Origin of the sequence: Staphylococcus ratti (assembly GCF_020883535.1) — a bacterium.
GTDB classification, from domain to species: domain Bacteria; phylum Bacillota; class Bacilli; order Staphylococcales; family Staphylococcaceae; genus Staphylococcus; species Staphylococcus ratti.
Map to the genome: position 1 here is coordinate 1615533 of NZ_CP086654.1, position 14967 is coordinate 1630499.

Consider the following 14967-nt stretch of genomic DNA (forward strand, 5'->3'; position numbering starts at 1 on the left):
TTTTTGAACCATTTACCTATTTCTAAACACCTTTTTTAGTGCGCCATTTTCTTTTCGTAGCGCGTAAGATCATTATCATGACCAATCATAATTAAAATATCGTCAAACTCAAGCACCATGTCTGGATCCGGTGCAACAATAATTTCTTTTCCGCGTTTAATAGCAATAATGTTAATACCATAATTGGCACGAATATCTAATTCTACTAAACTTCGTCCTGCCAATTTTTCCATTACTCTCATTTCAATGATAGAATGTTCATCTGAAAGCTCGAGATAATCCAACACGGTACCACTTGCCACATTATGCGCAATTCGACGCCCCATATCACGCTCTGGATGCACAACTGTATCCGCTCCAATTTTATTTAAAATTTTTGCATGATAATCATTTTGCGCTTTGGCTGTTACTTTTTTTACACCTAACTCTTTTAAAATAAGGGTTGTCAATGTACTCGCTTGAATATTTTCTCCGATTGCCACAATCACATGATCAAAATTACGAATACCTAAACTTTTCATCACTGCTTCATCTGTTGTATCTGCTACCACGGCATGTGTGGCAATATCACTGTATTCATTCACACGATTTTCATCGCTATCTATTGCCATTACATCCATATCTAACGCATTGAGTTCGCGTACGATACTCCCACCAAAACGTCCTAATCCAATTACAACGTATTCTTTATCCATATGTTACCTCCGAAATTAGAAAAGGCTAGATATCTAATGCTTTCTGTGCTATCAACACGTTGCATCATTTCAATCGTCTTAGTCCTTTTAATAATATTAGCATTGAATTCCAATTTAGAAAGTAGTGCTTGTTCTATCTCTCTATATTTGCTTAATTCAATACCCCTATTTTCTACCTCTAACATACGCTTTGTCAAATACAAACAGTTTAAGTAATAACGCAAGTGAAGGTAATAGCAACACTAATCCTAAAACAAATACAATAATCAGCCCAACAGCCATATTATCGTTCGTCACAGCATGGTCAATACGAACATATGGATATAAGAGATACGGTAGTTTACTTAAACCATATCCGAAAAATGCCGTCCCCATTTGAATCATTACAAATAAAAAAGCAATACCATGTGCTTTTTTTAAATAAGTGAGCATACCAGCAATTAAAAATGCAATAAAACTAATAATGAATAGCCAGCCGTATTCAAATACAGCTGAATCAAAATGCGTTTTGTTTTGCACACGTAGCGATAAAAATACAAATAACGAAACCATAATCATCGGTGCGCCCCACATTAAAAACCATTTTCGAACTAAAACATACGCCTTCCAATCTTTCGCTCTAGCTGCATAAAATGTTAAAAAGCCCGATGAAATATACAATACTGAAACAATCGATAATAATACAACAGCCCAACCGAAGGGACTTAGCAACAACGCCACCCAATTCAAATCAACATGATCATTGGAAGTTCGAATTAAATAGCCACCTTCTGAAATTGTTAATGCAGTGGAAAGCGCAGCTGGAATTAACAATCCAGATACCGCATAAATCATTAACCATGACAATTTAGAATCCTGACCATAATTTTCAAAAGCATAAAATGCGCCACGTGCTGCTAATAATATTAATGCAATCGAACCTGGGATTAATAATGCTGTGCCGAAATAATAAGCTGTGTCTGGGAAAAATCCAACAATACCCACAAAGAAAAAGACAAAAAAGACATTTGTGACTTCCCACACAGGGTTTAAGTAACGTTGAATTAAACCATTTACTTTTTTGGATTCCCCAAAGAGTTTGGCATGCAATGAAAAGAAGCCGGCACCAAAATCGATGGATGCCACAATAATATAACCAAAGAGGAATAGCCATAATACCGTAATACCTATCATTTCATAACTCATAATGCTCCCCCTCTTCTCTCTGATTCAATTTTCTCAATATCTTTAGAGACAGGTTGATTTTTAAACATTCTTATTAAAACAAAACTTGCTGAGAATAAAAGTACAAAATACAATAAAGCGAATAAAAGCGTCACAAACTGTAAACCGCCAGCTGTTGTTGCAGCATCTTGAACTTTTAATATGCCTCTAACCATCCAAGGTTGGCGCCCTAATTCTGTTAAGAACCATCCAAACTCAATAGCTAACATACTTGCCGGTCCTGTAAATAAAATTGCATATAAAAATGCTTTATGATTAGGATTCCATTTTTTAATCCACAATGCGAGTACATAAAGTCCGGATACTACAAAACAAAAAATATCAAATGTCACCATTAAATCAAAAAAGTAATGTACGATAAGCGGTGGTAATTCCTCTTTAGGAAATTCATTAAGCCCTTTCACTTTAGTATCAAAGCTTGAGTCAGATAAGAAACTCAACGCACCTGGAATGTGAAGCGCACCTTTTACTTCTTGAGTGGATTCATCTATGACACCAAAAAGTACCAAATCTGCATTAGATTCTGTGTTAAAGTGCCACTCATAGGCTGCTAATTTTTCTGGTTGATGCTGATGTAAAAACTTCGCAGATAAGTCCCCTGCTAACATAGAAAGCATAGAAAAAATCAAACCTGCAATCATCGTTAATTTAAGCGCCTTTTGATGATAAACTTTATCTTCTTTTACTTTATTTTTTAGTAATTTAAATGCTGCGATAGTCGCTAAAATAAAAGCCATCGTCATTAATGCCGTTGTAATCACATGAAAAGAACGTACAAAAAACGATGCATTAAACATGGCTGCTAACGGATCAACATTCACCATTCTGCCACCAGAAATTTCCATTCCTGCAGGTGTGTTCATAAATGAGTTTACTGAAGTAATAAAAAATGCTGAAAAACTTCCGCCAATGATGACAGGAATACTTAATAAGAAATGCGTCCATTGATTTTTGAATCGATTCCAAGTATAAAGATAAATACTGAGAAATATTGCTTCAAAGAAAAAAGCAAAAGTTTCCATAAACAATGGCAAAGCAATAACATGTCCGCCAATACGCATAAATGTCGGCCAAAGCAATGAAAGTTGTAATCCTATAATTGTACCCGTAACCACGCCGACAGCCACGGTAATGGTATATCCTTTAGCCCATCTTTTAGCGAGTGCCAAATAGCGTGAGCTTTTCTTTTTAATAGCTAAAAATTCTGCCAATGCAAAAAACACAGGCATACCAACGCCAATCGTTGCAAATATAATATGGACAGCAAGCGTCATTCCTGTTAAAAAACGACTGATTTCCACTGCATCCATTGAATCACTCCCTCAATCTTTTCCAAAGTAATTTCCATTATACTGAGCCCACTTGAGAAACAGAATGACTATGCTTAATATAAGATTGACAATTTATTGACAAGACGCAAAGTTGCCATAATTTTTAATTTGACATTTTGTTTAATTCATTAAAATCATAATTTGAAAATACTTTGACAACGTTCCATTGCTAAGATAATTTAGTATTAGAAGTTTGAATTGAAAGAAGGTCTTTACATGTCTCGTATTATCATATATACACAAAATGATTGTCCACCTTGTGCGTTTATTAAAAATTATTTAAGCGACCAACAAGTGGACTTTGAAGAAAGAAATATTCAAAACGCTGCTTTTCGACAACAAATGATTGAACATGATGCGTTCGCAACCCCATTTCTTCTCATTGATGATGAACCGATGTATCAAATTGATTTAGATCAAATTAATCAAAAATTAGGGCTCTCCACTCACAAAAATGATTAGATTCGAAAAGCCTTTTGTTACTACAAAATGAAAAGCACAATACGGCTACTATTGCTGTTTAAAACAAAGCGGGCGAGTGCCATAGGAAAATTACTATGGCACCTGCCCGCTTTTTATAACCATAAAATAACGCTGAAGAGATCTATCAATATAGAATCTCTTCATCGCTTATCTTAGTATATTTAGTTATGTTCTAAAATTATGCTTTTGAAGTATATGCATGAACTAAGTCAACTACTTCATCAACTGTTGCGCATTGAATTGCTTTGTCCGCAAGTTGTTGCATTTCAGTTTGACTTAAATGCTTAATTTGTCGACGTGCTTTTAAAACAGATGTTGCACTCATTGAGAATTCATCTAAACCTAAACCTAGTAATAGTGGAATGGCCGTTTCATCTCCTGCCATTTCACCGCACATACCTGTCCATTTACCTTCTTTATGAGAAGCTTCGATAACCTGTTTAATAAGTCGTAAAATAGCAGGGTTATAAGGTTGGTATAAGTAAGAGACGCGTTCAGACATACGATCTGCTGCCATCGTATATTGAATTAAATCGTTTGTCCCAATACTGAAGAAATCAACTTCTTTAGCAAACACATCTGCAAGCGCCGCAGTAGAAGGAATTTCAACCATAATACCAAGTTCGATGTCGTCACTTACTTTTACGCCTTCACTTTCGAGATTCGCTTTTTCTTCAAGTAATAACGCTTTAGCATCCCGAAACTCTTGAACTGTTGCAACCATAGGGAACATAATATTTAACTTCCCATATGTTGAGGCACGTAATAATGCACGCAACTGTGGACGGAAAATTTCTGTTTGATCTAAACATAAACGAATTGCACGATATCCTAAAAATGGATTCATTTCTTTAGGTAAGTTTAAATATGGTAATTCCTTGTCTCCACCGATATCTAAAGTACGGACAACGACACGTTTACCGTCCATTGATTCAAGTACTTTTTTATAGGCTTCAAACTGTTCATCTTCAGAAGGCATGTTATCGCGTCCCATGTATAAGAACTCGGTACGGTATAAACCAATACCTTCTGCACCATTTTCTTTCACACCTTCTAAATCATTAGGTGTACCAATGTTTGCTGCGAGTTCAACATGTTTGCCATCCATCGTTTTAGTAGGTTCATCGCGTAATTGTTTTAATGCTTCACGATCAGCAAAAAATGTTTGACGTTTGTGTTGATAAGCTTTCACTTCATCTTCACTTGGATTGACAATGACGTCGCCTGTTAAACCATCAACAATAATCATATCGCCCTGCTTAACATTTGTTGTAATAGATTTTGTACCTACTACCGCAGGGATTTCAAGTGAGCGACTCATAATCGCTGAATGTGACGTACGACCGCCAATATTCGTAACAAACCCCTGCACATATTGTTTGTTCAATTGTGCTGTATCTGAAGGTGTTAAGTCATGTCCAACAATAACAACACTTTCATCAATGATACTTGGGTTCGGTAATTCTACCCCTAAAATGTGTGCTAACACGCGTTTTGAAACGTCACGAATGTCCGCTGCACGTTCTTTCATATATTCATTATCCATTGATTCAAAAATAGTAATGAAATTTTGAGTCACTTCGGTTAATGCATGCGGTGCACTCGCTTTTTCATCACGAATTTTGCTTTCAATAGGTTGAATTAATTCTGGGTCATCTAAGACAAGTAAATGCGCATCAAAAATAGCCGCTTTATCAGGACCTAATTGTTCCTCAGCGTTATTTCTGATTTTCGTTAATTCAATTTTAGAATTTTTTAATGCTTCGTTAAATTTAAGCACTTCTGCTTCGCTATCGTTCGTCGTTGTTTCGCTGAAACTTAAATCTGGTTCGATGAGCATATAGGCTTTAGCAATTGCCACACCATCTGATGCCGCAATCCCTTTAATTATCTCAGACATTATTTTGTTAATCCTTCTTTTGATAAGACTTCAGAGATCGCTTGAATCGCATCTTTTTCGTCACTACCATCTGCATAAATCGTAATTTCAGCGTCTTTACCTACGCCTAAACTCATAACACCCATGATTGATTTTAAGTTAACTTTTTTAGCGTTGTATTCTAATTGAATATCTGAATCAAATTTTGAAGCAGTTTGAACTAACATTGTCGCTGGGCGCGCGTGAATTCCTGTCTCGTCAATAATTACATATGATTGTTGTTCCATCTTTTATCTTACTCCTTCTATTCCCAAATTCATTAGCATAAATTTATTAGTAAATTAGCTACTTAGCATAACATTACCAAAAAGTGCCTTTATTTTCAATTCGAAAACAGTTGGCACTATCCGTTTTCTATGTTATTTTCAACAATTTTTCGTCAGTTTACATCAATGTCTTTACAACATTTTCACATTTTTGAATATGCTCTTTACCGACTTTCATCATAAAATAATAACTAATCGATGCTGAGACAGCTTGACCTACAAGCGGGAACCAGCGTGTTTGTTTGGCTGCCGTACGTTTTGCGACATCTCTCACTACAATTCTTAAAAGACCTTTAGACACCTTTTTACCGATAAGTTGGCTCCCTTGAATACCTGCTGCGATTTTAATGCGATCTTTCATATCGTCAGTCATTTTATTTACTTGTTTATGGTCCAAACCATAAATTTTATTAACATCTTCAATAATGTCACGCATCAATTTCATGTCTACACCAAAATCAAATCCTGGTATTGGAACAATCGTTGCACCTGATGAAAGTAATGCTTTTTTCTTAATTACAGATTCCGCGTGTTGACGTCTTTTTTGAAGCTCTTCTTCTGATTTTGGTAAAGCGTCTTTCACTGCAATATCTTCAATGTGTAAAACTTTATTACCTACTTTTTGAGTGATTTTATCTTTAAATCCCATAATCATAATGGCCACCTTTCATCAATGTATTAACTTTATATACCCATAATTATATAAACTAATGCTCAATCGTAACGAACACCACTTTTAAATATTTAGAAGGTTTATAGTGTGAAGTTGTTTTAAAATCTTTTGGTAGCCCCATTACTTCGTCTATTTGATAAGTGACACCTTCGTTTGCTAACGTGGATTTGATTGTATTTTTAAACGCATTAAGCGTATACATACTGTGATTTGTACTTAAGATTAACGTTCCACCCGGGTTTAAAATACGGAGTGCCTGTTGAATTAATTGATGGTAGTCTTTTGTAACTGAGAACGTTTTCTTTTTATTACGTGCAAAACTCGGTGGATCAATCACGATCGTATCATACCTATAACCATGACGCATTGCATATTTATAAAAATCAAATGTATCCATTACATAAATCGATTGCGTCGTCGGATCAATACCATTAATACCAAAATTTTCTTCTGTCAATTGTCGAGAGCGGTTTGCTAAATCTACACTTGTTGTTTTAGCCCCCTTCGTCGCTGCTATCGTTGAAAAAGCACCTGTATAACTAAATAAATTAAGCACTGTACGGTTCTCACTATAATAATCTCTTAATTTTTTGCGCACTTCTTTTTGATCTAAAAAAATACCTGTCATTGGTCCATCATCCAAATGCACGTTGTAAAAGGTAAAATTTTCTTCAATGACAATAGGAAATTGAGGCTGTTCACCAAGCACCCAGCCACTTTGAATCGCATTGTGTTTGAATCGCGTTTTTTCATAAATCGATTTAAAAGGAAATACAGCTTGCATCGCTTCTATAATATACTTTCTAAATTGATATATTCCTTCTGAATACCATTGAATCAATAAATGACCATCATAATGATCTATCGTCAAACCGCCTAATCCATCACCTTCACCATTAAACAATCGAAAAGCATTTGTCCCGTCCGCTTGATAATAGTAATTTCGCGTTTCACGTGCTGTTTCAAAAAGCGCTTTAAAATAATGTGTATCTATCTTTTCATTTGCATTGTAAGAAAGCACCCAACCTAACCCTTTATGTTGACGCCCTACATAACATGTCGCGATATAAATATTTGTAGAAGACTTTATTTGAAATAAGTCCCCCTCTTCTAAGCGATCACTTTTAAAAATATCTTCTTCTTCAATCAAAGGATATTGATTAAAATATTTTCCTTCTTTTCCTTTATTTAAAATTGCTATTTTCATTATTTCAGCCTTTCTTTTATCATTTCTTTTAGTTTAACATGAAAAAACATCATCGTTATATACTTAACTTATATAGAAAGGGAGCGAGACAGAAATCTATTTGATTTCGTTGTCTCGCCCCCACAAGGCTGACTAGGATTGAAATGAGCTGCTAAGTAAGCATATTTTCAATCCAGACAGCTACTGTGCTTTTTTTACTTTTTTACACATTTTTTGATGCGAGACAGAAATCTATTTGATTTCGTTGTCTCGCCCCCACAAGGCTGACTAGGATTGAAATAAGCGCTAAGCATATTTTCAATCCAGACAGCTACTGTGCTTTTTTTACTTTTTTACACATTTTTTTGATGCGAGACAGAAATCTATTTGATTTCGTTGTCTCGCCCCCACAAGGCTGACTAGGATTGAAATAAGCTGCTAAGCATATTTTCAATCCAGACAGCTACTGTGCTTTTTTTACTTTTTTACACATTTTTTTGATGCGAGACAGAAATCTATTTGATTTCGTTGTCTCGCCCCCACAAGGCTGACTAGGATTGAAATGAGCTGCTAAGCATATTTTCAATCCAGACAGCTACTGTGCTTTTTTACTTTTTTACACATTTTTTGATGCGAGACAGAAATCTATTTGATTTCGTTGTCTCGCCCCCACAAGGCTGACTAGGATTGAAATAAGCTGCTAAGCATATTTTCAATCCAGACAGCTACTGTGCTTTTTTACTTTTTTACACATTTTTTGATGCGAGACAGAAATCTATTTGACTTCGTTGTCTCACTCCCTTTTTGTATCACAAATATTAAGCATCCTCGCCATATTGTTCTATTTGTTCAGGCGACGGTTGACGCAACTGGAATATAAACGCAATGATGGCTGGAATGAGCATCAATACAAGAATTGGTGTAATAAAAATCGATAGCATTAATCCATGCACTAAAATGACGATATATTCTGTGAAAAGTTTAAAGAATAAAATACTAATCATAAATAATTTTAAATAGTAGTGTCGTCCTTGCAACATATTCGTCACTGATGTCCAAATAAAAGCCGTCACAATGACGAGCAATAAGAATAAACTCACCCATTCATACACATACTGTGTTTGTGAAAGTTGCCAATCACCAGAAAGAAATAAACCGTTACGATTTTTAAATTCAACTAAAATAAAGAAGAATAAAATGACACCACATGCGATACTGACATATTCTCGTTTTAACCATTTAGGCCGATGTAAGAAAGACGGAATGTCGTCTTCTTCTAGTTTTGCCCAACCAAACCATTTCTCTTTAATCATTTCGCGCTTGCGTCGAATTTTATCTAAATCAATGCTTCTACGCGTGCGATGTGAAAAATCTTGGGTTAATTCGTTTGTACGCGTTTGAAGATCTTTGAAATGGTGCTGAGATTGACCCACAAAACTGTATTTTTTACTTCGTACATACGGGTTTTCTTCTCCAGTAATTTCCTCTTGTGTCATCGGTAGAGCACGGCGTAAAAATAAGAAGTTCCAAATAGACATTTGCCCGAGTAACCATAAAATCACAAAGAACGTATTAATACTTAAGACATCTATAGGCGCCACTTCACGTTCTTCAATACGACCGTAGAGCACGAGTTGGCCAATAATATAACAAAGGCCATAACTGATAATAATCCAAAGATAATGCTTTTTACGATTAAATGGATTGAGTTCATCTTTATATGCGATATACCCAATATGTATGATAAAGGGAACTACAAAAACAAATGCCGCTATGCCATACACTTGTGACATAAAAATCAAAGTAAGCACAAAGTAAATGATCCCAATCAATAAAAATAAAATAGAAATGTCATAGTCGAAACGAGTGGTATTCGTTAATGTTCTTCCGATAAAGATCATAAAAATCCCAAATAATAAAATAATAATGCCACTCACTAAAGGAATTTCACCAATATAATTACTCATTACGCGAATGATTTCATTGAAAAAAGCCATAATAAAGTCCCACAAATTTTCAATATTAATTGCAGGTTTTTTATGCTGACTAAATTGGTGAATCAATGGGATATTAAGAAAAATAATAAGACTTAATAAAATAGAAATCGCACCGATAATATAACTGTAAATCACCTCGGTGTATTTATTAAACAAAGACATCCGCTTCACCTCACAATTATTATATACGAAGACATCAACTATGTCTTTATAAAAAACAAATCTCATTCTTTAGATGGAGAGACGTATTTTGTACTGTCACACCTTCTACCACACACACCGATTTACCTTAAATATAGACGACTGTTATCACTGTATTTAATTATATTATCTTTTTGTAGTCGTTTAAAACATATATTATACCAAAAATCACATTTTTTGTTGTGTACTTCTGATGTTTAACGTTTTAAAAAAAGGGGAACTCTTTTATATAGATACCTTTTAAAGGAGAGATGTAAAATGTCTAAAGAAGAAATTAAAAAAGCAGCTGAAAATGCTAAAGATAAAGAGCAAGAATTAAAAGATAAAAAAGAAGACACTAAAGAAGGCGCTGAAAAAACAAAAGACGATATTCAAAACACATTTGAATAATACGTCTCGCTCTATTGGCCTATAGGAACAGAGGGATTCCCTGTTCTTATAGGCTATTTTTGTTAGTCATTTTAATAAACATACCTCTCGTATTTTACGTTTAACATTTTGAATATTGTATTAACTTAAGAATGCACATTGACATTTAAAGGTGTCGGGTGTATAGTGACTTTAATCATTCAATAAAGACACACTAGGGGTGTGAAAACTGAGATGAGGTGTTTACCTCAAACCCTTTGAACCTGAACTAGACGATACTAGCGTAGGAAAGTGTGAGGAAAGCTCAAATTCCCTCGAGATAAGTATGCCTTTTTGCGCGTATGACTCTTTTAAAGATTTGCAGTTTCACTTCCACGTCATACACAGTACCTCTAGTTGAGGTGCTGTGTTTTTTTGTAATTAGGAGGATGTTTATGAGTTCAAGTAGAAAAGGTTTAACATTATCTGATATTTTAGTCACTGTGCTAATATCAGTCATTTTTGCTGTCATTTATAATTTTTGGTGGGTGGCCTACTATACTGTTCAACCGCTAGGCCTACACATCGATCAATTAATGTATGGTATGTGGTTCGCAGCAGCTATTGTTGCTTATTTAATCATTCCCAAAATGGGTATTGCACTAATTGCTGAATTTGCTGCAGGCGCTGGAGAAACAATCATAATGGGACGTTTCGATATTCCAACTATTATCTATGCATTACTTCAAGGTTTAGCTTGTGAAATTGTTTTCGCTATTTTCAAATACCGTTCTCGTACATTTATGGTCAGTATCCTTGCAGGTATGGCTGCTGCAATTATCAGCCTACCAATCGATTGGTATTATGGCTATTTAAGTGAAGTAGCCACTTGGAACTTAATTTTACTTATCGTTGCTCGTTTAATTAGTGGTGCGGTGCTTGCAGGAATGTTTTCTTATTTCCTTGTAAAAGCGTTGGACAAAACCGGTGTGACACAGCTTTTCCGCCCTGCCTCAAAAGAAGATTACGATGCTTTATAAGGAGTATGCAACGTGTTAAAAGCAACAAACTTACGATTAAAATATCCGAATGCCCCTCATAAAATTTTTGATGGGCTAAATATTGAAATTAAGGACAAAGAAAAGGTACTTTTACTCGGCCCTTCTGGCTCTGGGAAAAGTACATTATTGAATGTATTAAGTGGTATCGTACCTCATTTAATTGATTTACCCATGAAATATGAAACATTGAAAATCTCTCAAAATGCCGGCGTCATTTTTCAAGATCCAGACGCTCAATTTTGTATGCCGCAAGTCAATGAAGAGTTAGCATTTATTTTAGAGAATTACCAAGTTCCACCAACCGAAATGAATGTCAAAATAAAAGCGGCATTAGAAGCAGTTAAATTAGACGTCGATCCGAAGCAATCCATTCATCAATTAAGCGGCGGGATGAAGCAAAAATTAGCTATTGCTGGCACTTTACTGCAACAAACAGATACGTTATTTTTGGACGAACCTACAGCCATGCTCGATTCAGAAGCAACCGAAAATTTATGGCAACTGTTACGTGAAATTTGGAAAGAACAAACCGTTTTAATTGTTGAACATAAAGTTGAGCACATTTGGAACTATGTAGATCGTGTCATTTTGATGAATCACGATGGGCAGATTATTCAAGAAGGTACACCAACAGATATTTTGAACCATTTTGAAGCACTTTTATCTGAATATGGTGTTTGGCATCCTAATGCTTGGTTAGCAGCGCCTAAAACACTGGGATCTGCTGCATTACCCCATTCCTCATTTCAACTAGAATTGAATGGTGGCGTGATAAAGCGAGGCAAGCGTGTTTTATATCACATTCCATCATTTAGCATAAAGTCTGGTGATTGGGTTGCCATTACTGGTAAAAATGGAACAGGAAAAACGACTTTTTTTGAATCGCTTATGCAACTTATTCCATATGAAGGTACACTCACATACAATCAAAAACCGGTGCGCAAACTAAAAACAGCAGCTTCTCATATGTTTTTAGTCTATCAAAACCCAGAACTCCAATTTATTCAAAATACGGTTTATGATGAGATTTTTATTAATTTTAAGCATCAAAACGCACAAACAGCACAAAAAGAAACGAATGAAATGTTAGCGTTATTAGACTTAACACACGTCAAAGAGCAACACCCTTTTGAACTTTCAATGGGGCAAAAGCGCCGTCTAAGTGTTGCAGTGGCTTTAAGCACATCAGCGGACATTCTCCTTTTGGATGAACCTACGTTTGGATTGGATAGTCATAATACTTTTAAATTAATTCAACTGTTTCAACAACGTATTCAAAAAGGGCAAGCCATCATTATGATTACACATGACTCTGAAATCATAGCGCGTTACCCTTCTAAACGTTATGTCATCGAAAATGGGAAGATGTATGAAAGCGAGGCTTTAACATGATTGCATCTTGGAAAAACTATCGTACTTTTATGGATAATGTCAATATTATTACGAAACTCTTTTTAGGCCTTGCTTTATTTTTCTTTATTATTTTTGTACACAATTTTGATGTGATGCTCTACCTTGTCGCATTAATGTTTGGATTTATGCTCATTATGAGTGGCGCCAAATTACGCATTCTTTTCATTTTTGTAGGTTTTTCTATGTTCTTTGCGCTTAGTTCATCTTTATTTATGATTTTTTATGGAGATGGGCATCATGAGCTTTTTAAATTTGGTTTTATCCATATTACCATTGAAAGCCTTGTACGTGGTATACATTTATCGTTAAGAACTTTAACGATTAGTTTTTTCGGTTTATCTATTGCATTCACATCACAAGTAATCATGATATTTTACAGCTTTATGCAGCATATGAAAGTAAAACCTAAAATCGCTTATGCCTTTATGGCAGCTTTCCGAATGTTGCCATTAATTATCGAATCATTTTTTCAACTTAGACAAGCATTGAAAATGCGCTATCAAATCATTCAAAAACAAAATTATAGAGGTATCAAGCGCTTTTATCATTTGCTTATTCCTTTATTGAGTCAAAATATGCGTAAAGCACACCGACTATCTGTGGCAATGGAAATGAAAGGGTTTCGTGACGGTCCACGCACGTATTATTATCAAACCCCTTTTAGCTATCGAGATTTACTTCTTATCGTATGTATCATAGCCCTCATCAGTGCTGCGTTTGGCTTAAGTCATCTATTGCCTATCACAGGCATATTAGATGTCCGTTAAACCGTTGCGTTTTCACGATCTCGATGATGTGAAAAGGCACACCATTTCCTTTCCTAACTTCCATCTGCAAAGGAAATTTTCCCGTAAAAAACCCCTAGGCACAATTCAATTGTCCCTAGGGGTTTCCTTTATGATTTCAATGCTTTGTTCGCAATATCTTTACGATAGAATAACCCATCACTTTCAATTTTTGTTACACGCTCGTAAGCTTTCTTTTGTGCAGCTTCAATTGAGTCTCCCTCTCCAATAGCAAGAATGACACGTCCTCCGCTTGTAACAAATGATTGATTTGCATCACGTTTCAAACCACTTACAAAATAATGTTCTAAATCAGTTTCAAAACCAGAAACAAGACTTCCTTTGTCATAGGCCGCTGGATAGCCTTTTGATGCAAGCATGACACCAACAACAGCATCCTGTTTCCATTGTTGAGAAATCGGTTGCTTTTCTTTTAATTCTAAAATGTGCTCCATCAAATCACTTTCAAGTCGCGTCAATAATACTTGAGCTTCTGGATCTCCAAAACGCGCATTAAATTCAATGACTTTAGGGCCTTCTTTTGTCAAAATTGCCCCGATGTATAAAATACCAAAATAGTCATATCCTTCTTTTTCTAAGGCATGGGCTATAGGCTGTGCAATGCGTTCATTCGTTTGACGCAATACGTCTTCCCCGATATGTGGCACTGGGCAATACGCTCCCATACCACCTGTATTTGGCCCTTTATCTTGATCAAATGCACGTTTATGATCTTGTGCAATCGTTTCGAATGGCACCGCGTAGCTTCCATTCACGAAAGTCATTACTGAAAATTCTTCACCTTCAAGAAAGGTTTCAAATACGACTTTTTCATTTTCATTAGGATACAATGTGTCTACAGCGTCTAATGCTTCTTGACGTGTTTGTGCAATAATAACACCTTTTCCTGCAGCTAAGCCATCTTTTTTAAGGACGATAGGAAGTTCACAATCTTGAACATACTTGAGCGCTTCAGTTTTACTGTCAATTTCACGATAATCCGCAGTAGGAATTTGATATTTTTCCATTAAAGCTTTCGCAAATGCTTTAGAACCTTCGATTTGCGCTGCTGCTTTATTAGGTCCAAATACAGAAATTTCCGATTCACTTAAAAGATCTGTTAGTCCTTCTGTTAATGGTTGTTCTGGTCCGATAATAACCCAATCAATTTCATTGGTTTTAGCAAAGTTAAGTATCGCTTCATGATCATTTTCTGCAATTTCAGGATGAATTGTAGCGATTGCTGTCATCGCGTCATTACCCGGAATGACATCGAGATGTGTGACATGTTTAGATTGTTTCAATTTTTGTGCAATCGCATGCTCACGACCACCACTACCAATTACTAATGTTTTCATGATATGT

The 14967-nt window shown here is 35.5% G+C and carries 14 protein-coding genes and 1 riboswitch; of the genes, 5 read left to right on the forward strand and 9 right to left on the reverse strand.

Going from position 1 to position 14967, the window contains the following annotated elements; genetic code table 11:
- Positions 1-35: 35 nt before the first annotated feature.
- The 3 genes from LN051_RS07760 to LN051_RS07770 form a co-directional block, all read right to left on the reverse strand.
- Positions 36-695 (reverse strand): potassium channel family protein, encoded by a 660-nt coding sequence (locus LN051_RS07760; protein ID WP_229291973.1) that lies wholly within the window; start codon positions 693-695, stop codon positions 36-38.
- A gap of 165 nt (positions 696-860) precedes the next feature.
- Positions 861-1880: a cytochrome d ubiquinol oxidase subunit II gene (locus LN051_RS07765; RefSeq protein WP_229291974.1), complete on the reverse strand. Its 1020-nt coding sequence runs from the start codon at positions 1878-1880 to the stop codon at positions 861-863.
- A complete protein-coding gene (locus LN051_RS07770) occupies positions 1877-3229 on the reverse strand; it encodes a cytochrome ubiquinol oxidase subunit I (RefSeq protein ID WP_229291975.1) in 1353 nt (450 codons plus the stop codon). Before LN051_RS07770 ends, LN051_RS07765 begins: the two co-directional genes overlap by 4 nt.
- 237 nt (positions 3230-3466) lie before the next feature.
- Between LN051_RS07770 and LN051_RS07775 the strand changes: the two genes are divergently transcribed.
- Entirely contained in the window at positions 3467-3712 is a 246-nt protein-coding gene (locus LN051_RS07775) for a glutaredoxin family protein (RefSeq protein ID WP_229291977.1), read from the forward strand.
- Between the two features lie 199 nt (positions 3713-3911).
- Here the strand turns inward: LN051_RS07775 and ptsP are convergent, their stop codons facing one another.
- From ptsP to auxA, 5 genes are all read right to left on the reverse strand, one after another.
- Positions 3912-5633 (reverse strand): phosphoenolpyruvate--protein phosphotransferase, encoded by a 1722-nt coding sequence (gene ptsP / locus LN051_RS07780; RefSeq protein ID WP_229291978.1) that lies wholly within the window; start codon positions 5631-5633, stop codon positions 3912-3914.
- Positions 5633-5899: a phosphocarrier protein HPr gene (locus tag LN051_RS07785; RefSeq protein WP_229291979.1), complete on the reverse strand. Its 267-nt coding sequence runs from the start codon at positions 5897-5899 to the stop codon at positions 5633-5635. Before LN051_RS07785 ends, ptsP begins: the two co-directional genes overlap by 1 nt.
- Positions 5900-6056: 157 nt before the next feature.
- Positions 6057-6587: a DUF697 domain-containing protein gene (locus LN051_RS07790; RefSeq protein WP_229293647.1), complete on the reverse strand. Its 531-nt coding sequence runs from the start codon at positions 6585-6587 to the stop codon at positions 6057-6059.
- A 58-nt stretch (positions 6588-6645) separates the two neighbouring features.
- A complete protein-coding gene (locus LN051_RS07795) occupies positions 6646-7818 on the reverse strand; it encodes a class I SAM-dependent rRNA methyltransferase (RefSeq protein ID WP_229291980.1) in 1173 nt (390 codons plus the stop codon).
- 797 nt (positions 7819-8615) lie between these two features.
- Positions 8616-9956: a lipoteichoic acid stability factor AuxA gene (gene auxA, locus LN051_RS07800; RefSeq protein WP_229291981.1), complete on the reverse strand. Its 1341-nt coding sequence runs from the start codon at positions 9954-9956 to the stop codon at positions 8616-8618.
- Between the two features lie 297 nt (positions 9957-10253).
- On the opposite strand from auxA, the gene graF reads away from it, so the two are divergent.
- From graF to LN051_RS07820, 4 genes are all read left to right on the forward strand, one after another.
- Positions 10254-10385, forward strand: a complete 132-nt coding sequence (gene graF, locus LN051_RS07805) for a glycopeptide resistance-associated protein GraF (RefSeq protein ID WP_229291982.1) — start codon at positions 10254-10256, stop codon at positions 10383-10385.
- Positions 10386-10570: 185 nt separating this feature from the next.
- Positions 10571-10671, forward strand: a riboswitch (TPP riboswitch).
- 127 nt (positions 10672-10798) lie between these two features.
- Positions 10799-11383: an ECF transporter S component gene (locus LN051_RS07810; RefSeq protein ID WP_229291983.1), complete on the forward strand. Its 585-nt coding sequence runs from the start codon at positions 10799-10801 to the stop codon at positions 11381-11383.
- Positions 11384-11395: 12 nt separating this feature from the next.
- Positions 11396-12796 carry an ABC transporter ATP-binding protein gene (locus LN051_RS07815; protein ID WP_229291984.1) on the forward strand — a complete coding sequence of 467 codons (1401 nt, stop codon included), beginning with the start codon at positions 11396-11398 and terminating at the stop codon, positions 12794-12796.
- Positions 12793-13584: an energy-coupling factor transporter transmembrane component T family protein gene (locus tag LN051_RS07820; RefSeq protein ID WP_229291987.1), complete on the forward strand. Its 792-nt coding sequence runs from the start codon at positions 12793-12795 to the stop codon at positions 13582-13584. Before LN051_RS07815 ends, LN051_RS07820 begins: the two co-directional genes overlap by 4 nt.
- Before the next feature lie 128 nt (positions 13585-13712).
- Here the strand turns inward: LN051_RS07820 and purD are convergent, their stop codons facing one another.
- On the reverse strand, positions 13713-14960 hold the full coding sequence (purD, locus tag LN051_RS07825; RefSeq protein WP_229291988.1) for a phosphoribosylamine--glycine ligase: 1248 nt from the start codon (positions 14958-14960) through the stop codon (positions 13713-13715).
- Between the last annotated feature and the right edge of the window lie 7 nt (positions 14961-14967).

What these genes read in the sequence shown, in the direction of transcription:
- LN051_RS07760 (WP_229291973.1), bottom strand. Translation starts at nt 695, where the DNA reads ATGGATAAAGAATACGTTGTAATTGGATTAGGACGTTTTGGTGGGAGT.
- LN051_RS07765 (WP_229291974.1), bottom strand. Translation starts at nt 1,880, where the DNA reads ATGAGTTATGAAATGATAGGTATTACGGTATTATGGCTATTCCTCTTT.
- LN051_RS07775 (WP_229291977.1), top strand. Translation starts at nt 3,467, where the DNA reads ATGTCTCGTATTATCATATATACACAAAATGATTGTCCACCTTGTGCG.
- LN051_RS07810 (WP_229291983.1), top strand. Translation starts at nt 10,799, where the DNA reads ATGAGTTCAAGTAGAAAAGGTTTAACATTATCTGATATTTTAGTCACT.
- LN051_RS07785 (WP_229291979.1), bottom strand. Translation starts at nt 5,899, where the DNA reads ATGGAACAACAATCATATGTAATTATTGACGAGACAGGAATTCACGCG.
- LN051_RS07820 (WP_229291987.1), top strand. Translation starts at nt 12,793, where the DNA reads ATGATTGCATCTTGGAAAAACTATCGTACTTTTATGGATAATGTCAAT.
- graF (WP_229291982.1), top strand. Translation starts at nt 10,254, where the DNA reads ATGTCTAAAGAAGAAATTAAAAAAGCAGCTGAAAATGCTAAAGATAAA.
- ptsP (WP_229291978.1), bottom strand. Translation starts at nt 5,633, where the DNA reads ATGTCTGAGATAATTAAAGGGATTGCGGCATCAGATGGTGTGGCAATT.
- LN051_RS07770 (WP_229291975.1), bottom strand. Translation starts at nt 3,229, where the DNA reads ATGGATGCAGTGGAAATCAGTCGTTTTTTAACAGGAATGACGCTTGCT.
- purD (WP_229291988.1), bottom strand. Translation starts at nt 14,960, where the DNA reads ATGAAAACATTAGTAATTGGTAGTGGTGGTCGTGAGCATGCGATTGCA.
- LN051_RS07795 (WP_229291980.1), bottom strand. Translation starts at nt 7,818, where the DNA reads ATGAAAATAGCAATTTTAAATAAAGGAAAAGAAGGAAAATATTTTAAT.
- LN051_RS07790 (WP_229293647.1), bottom strand. Translation starts at nt 6,587, where the DNA reads ATGGGATTTAAAGATAAAATCACTCAAAAAGTAGGTAATAAAGTTTTA.
- auxA (WP_229291981.1), bottom strand. Translation starts at nt 9,956, where the DNA reads ATGTCTTTGTTTAATAAATACACCGAGGTGATTTACAGTTATATTATC.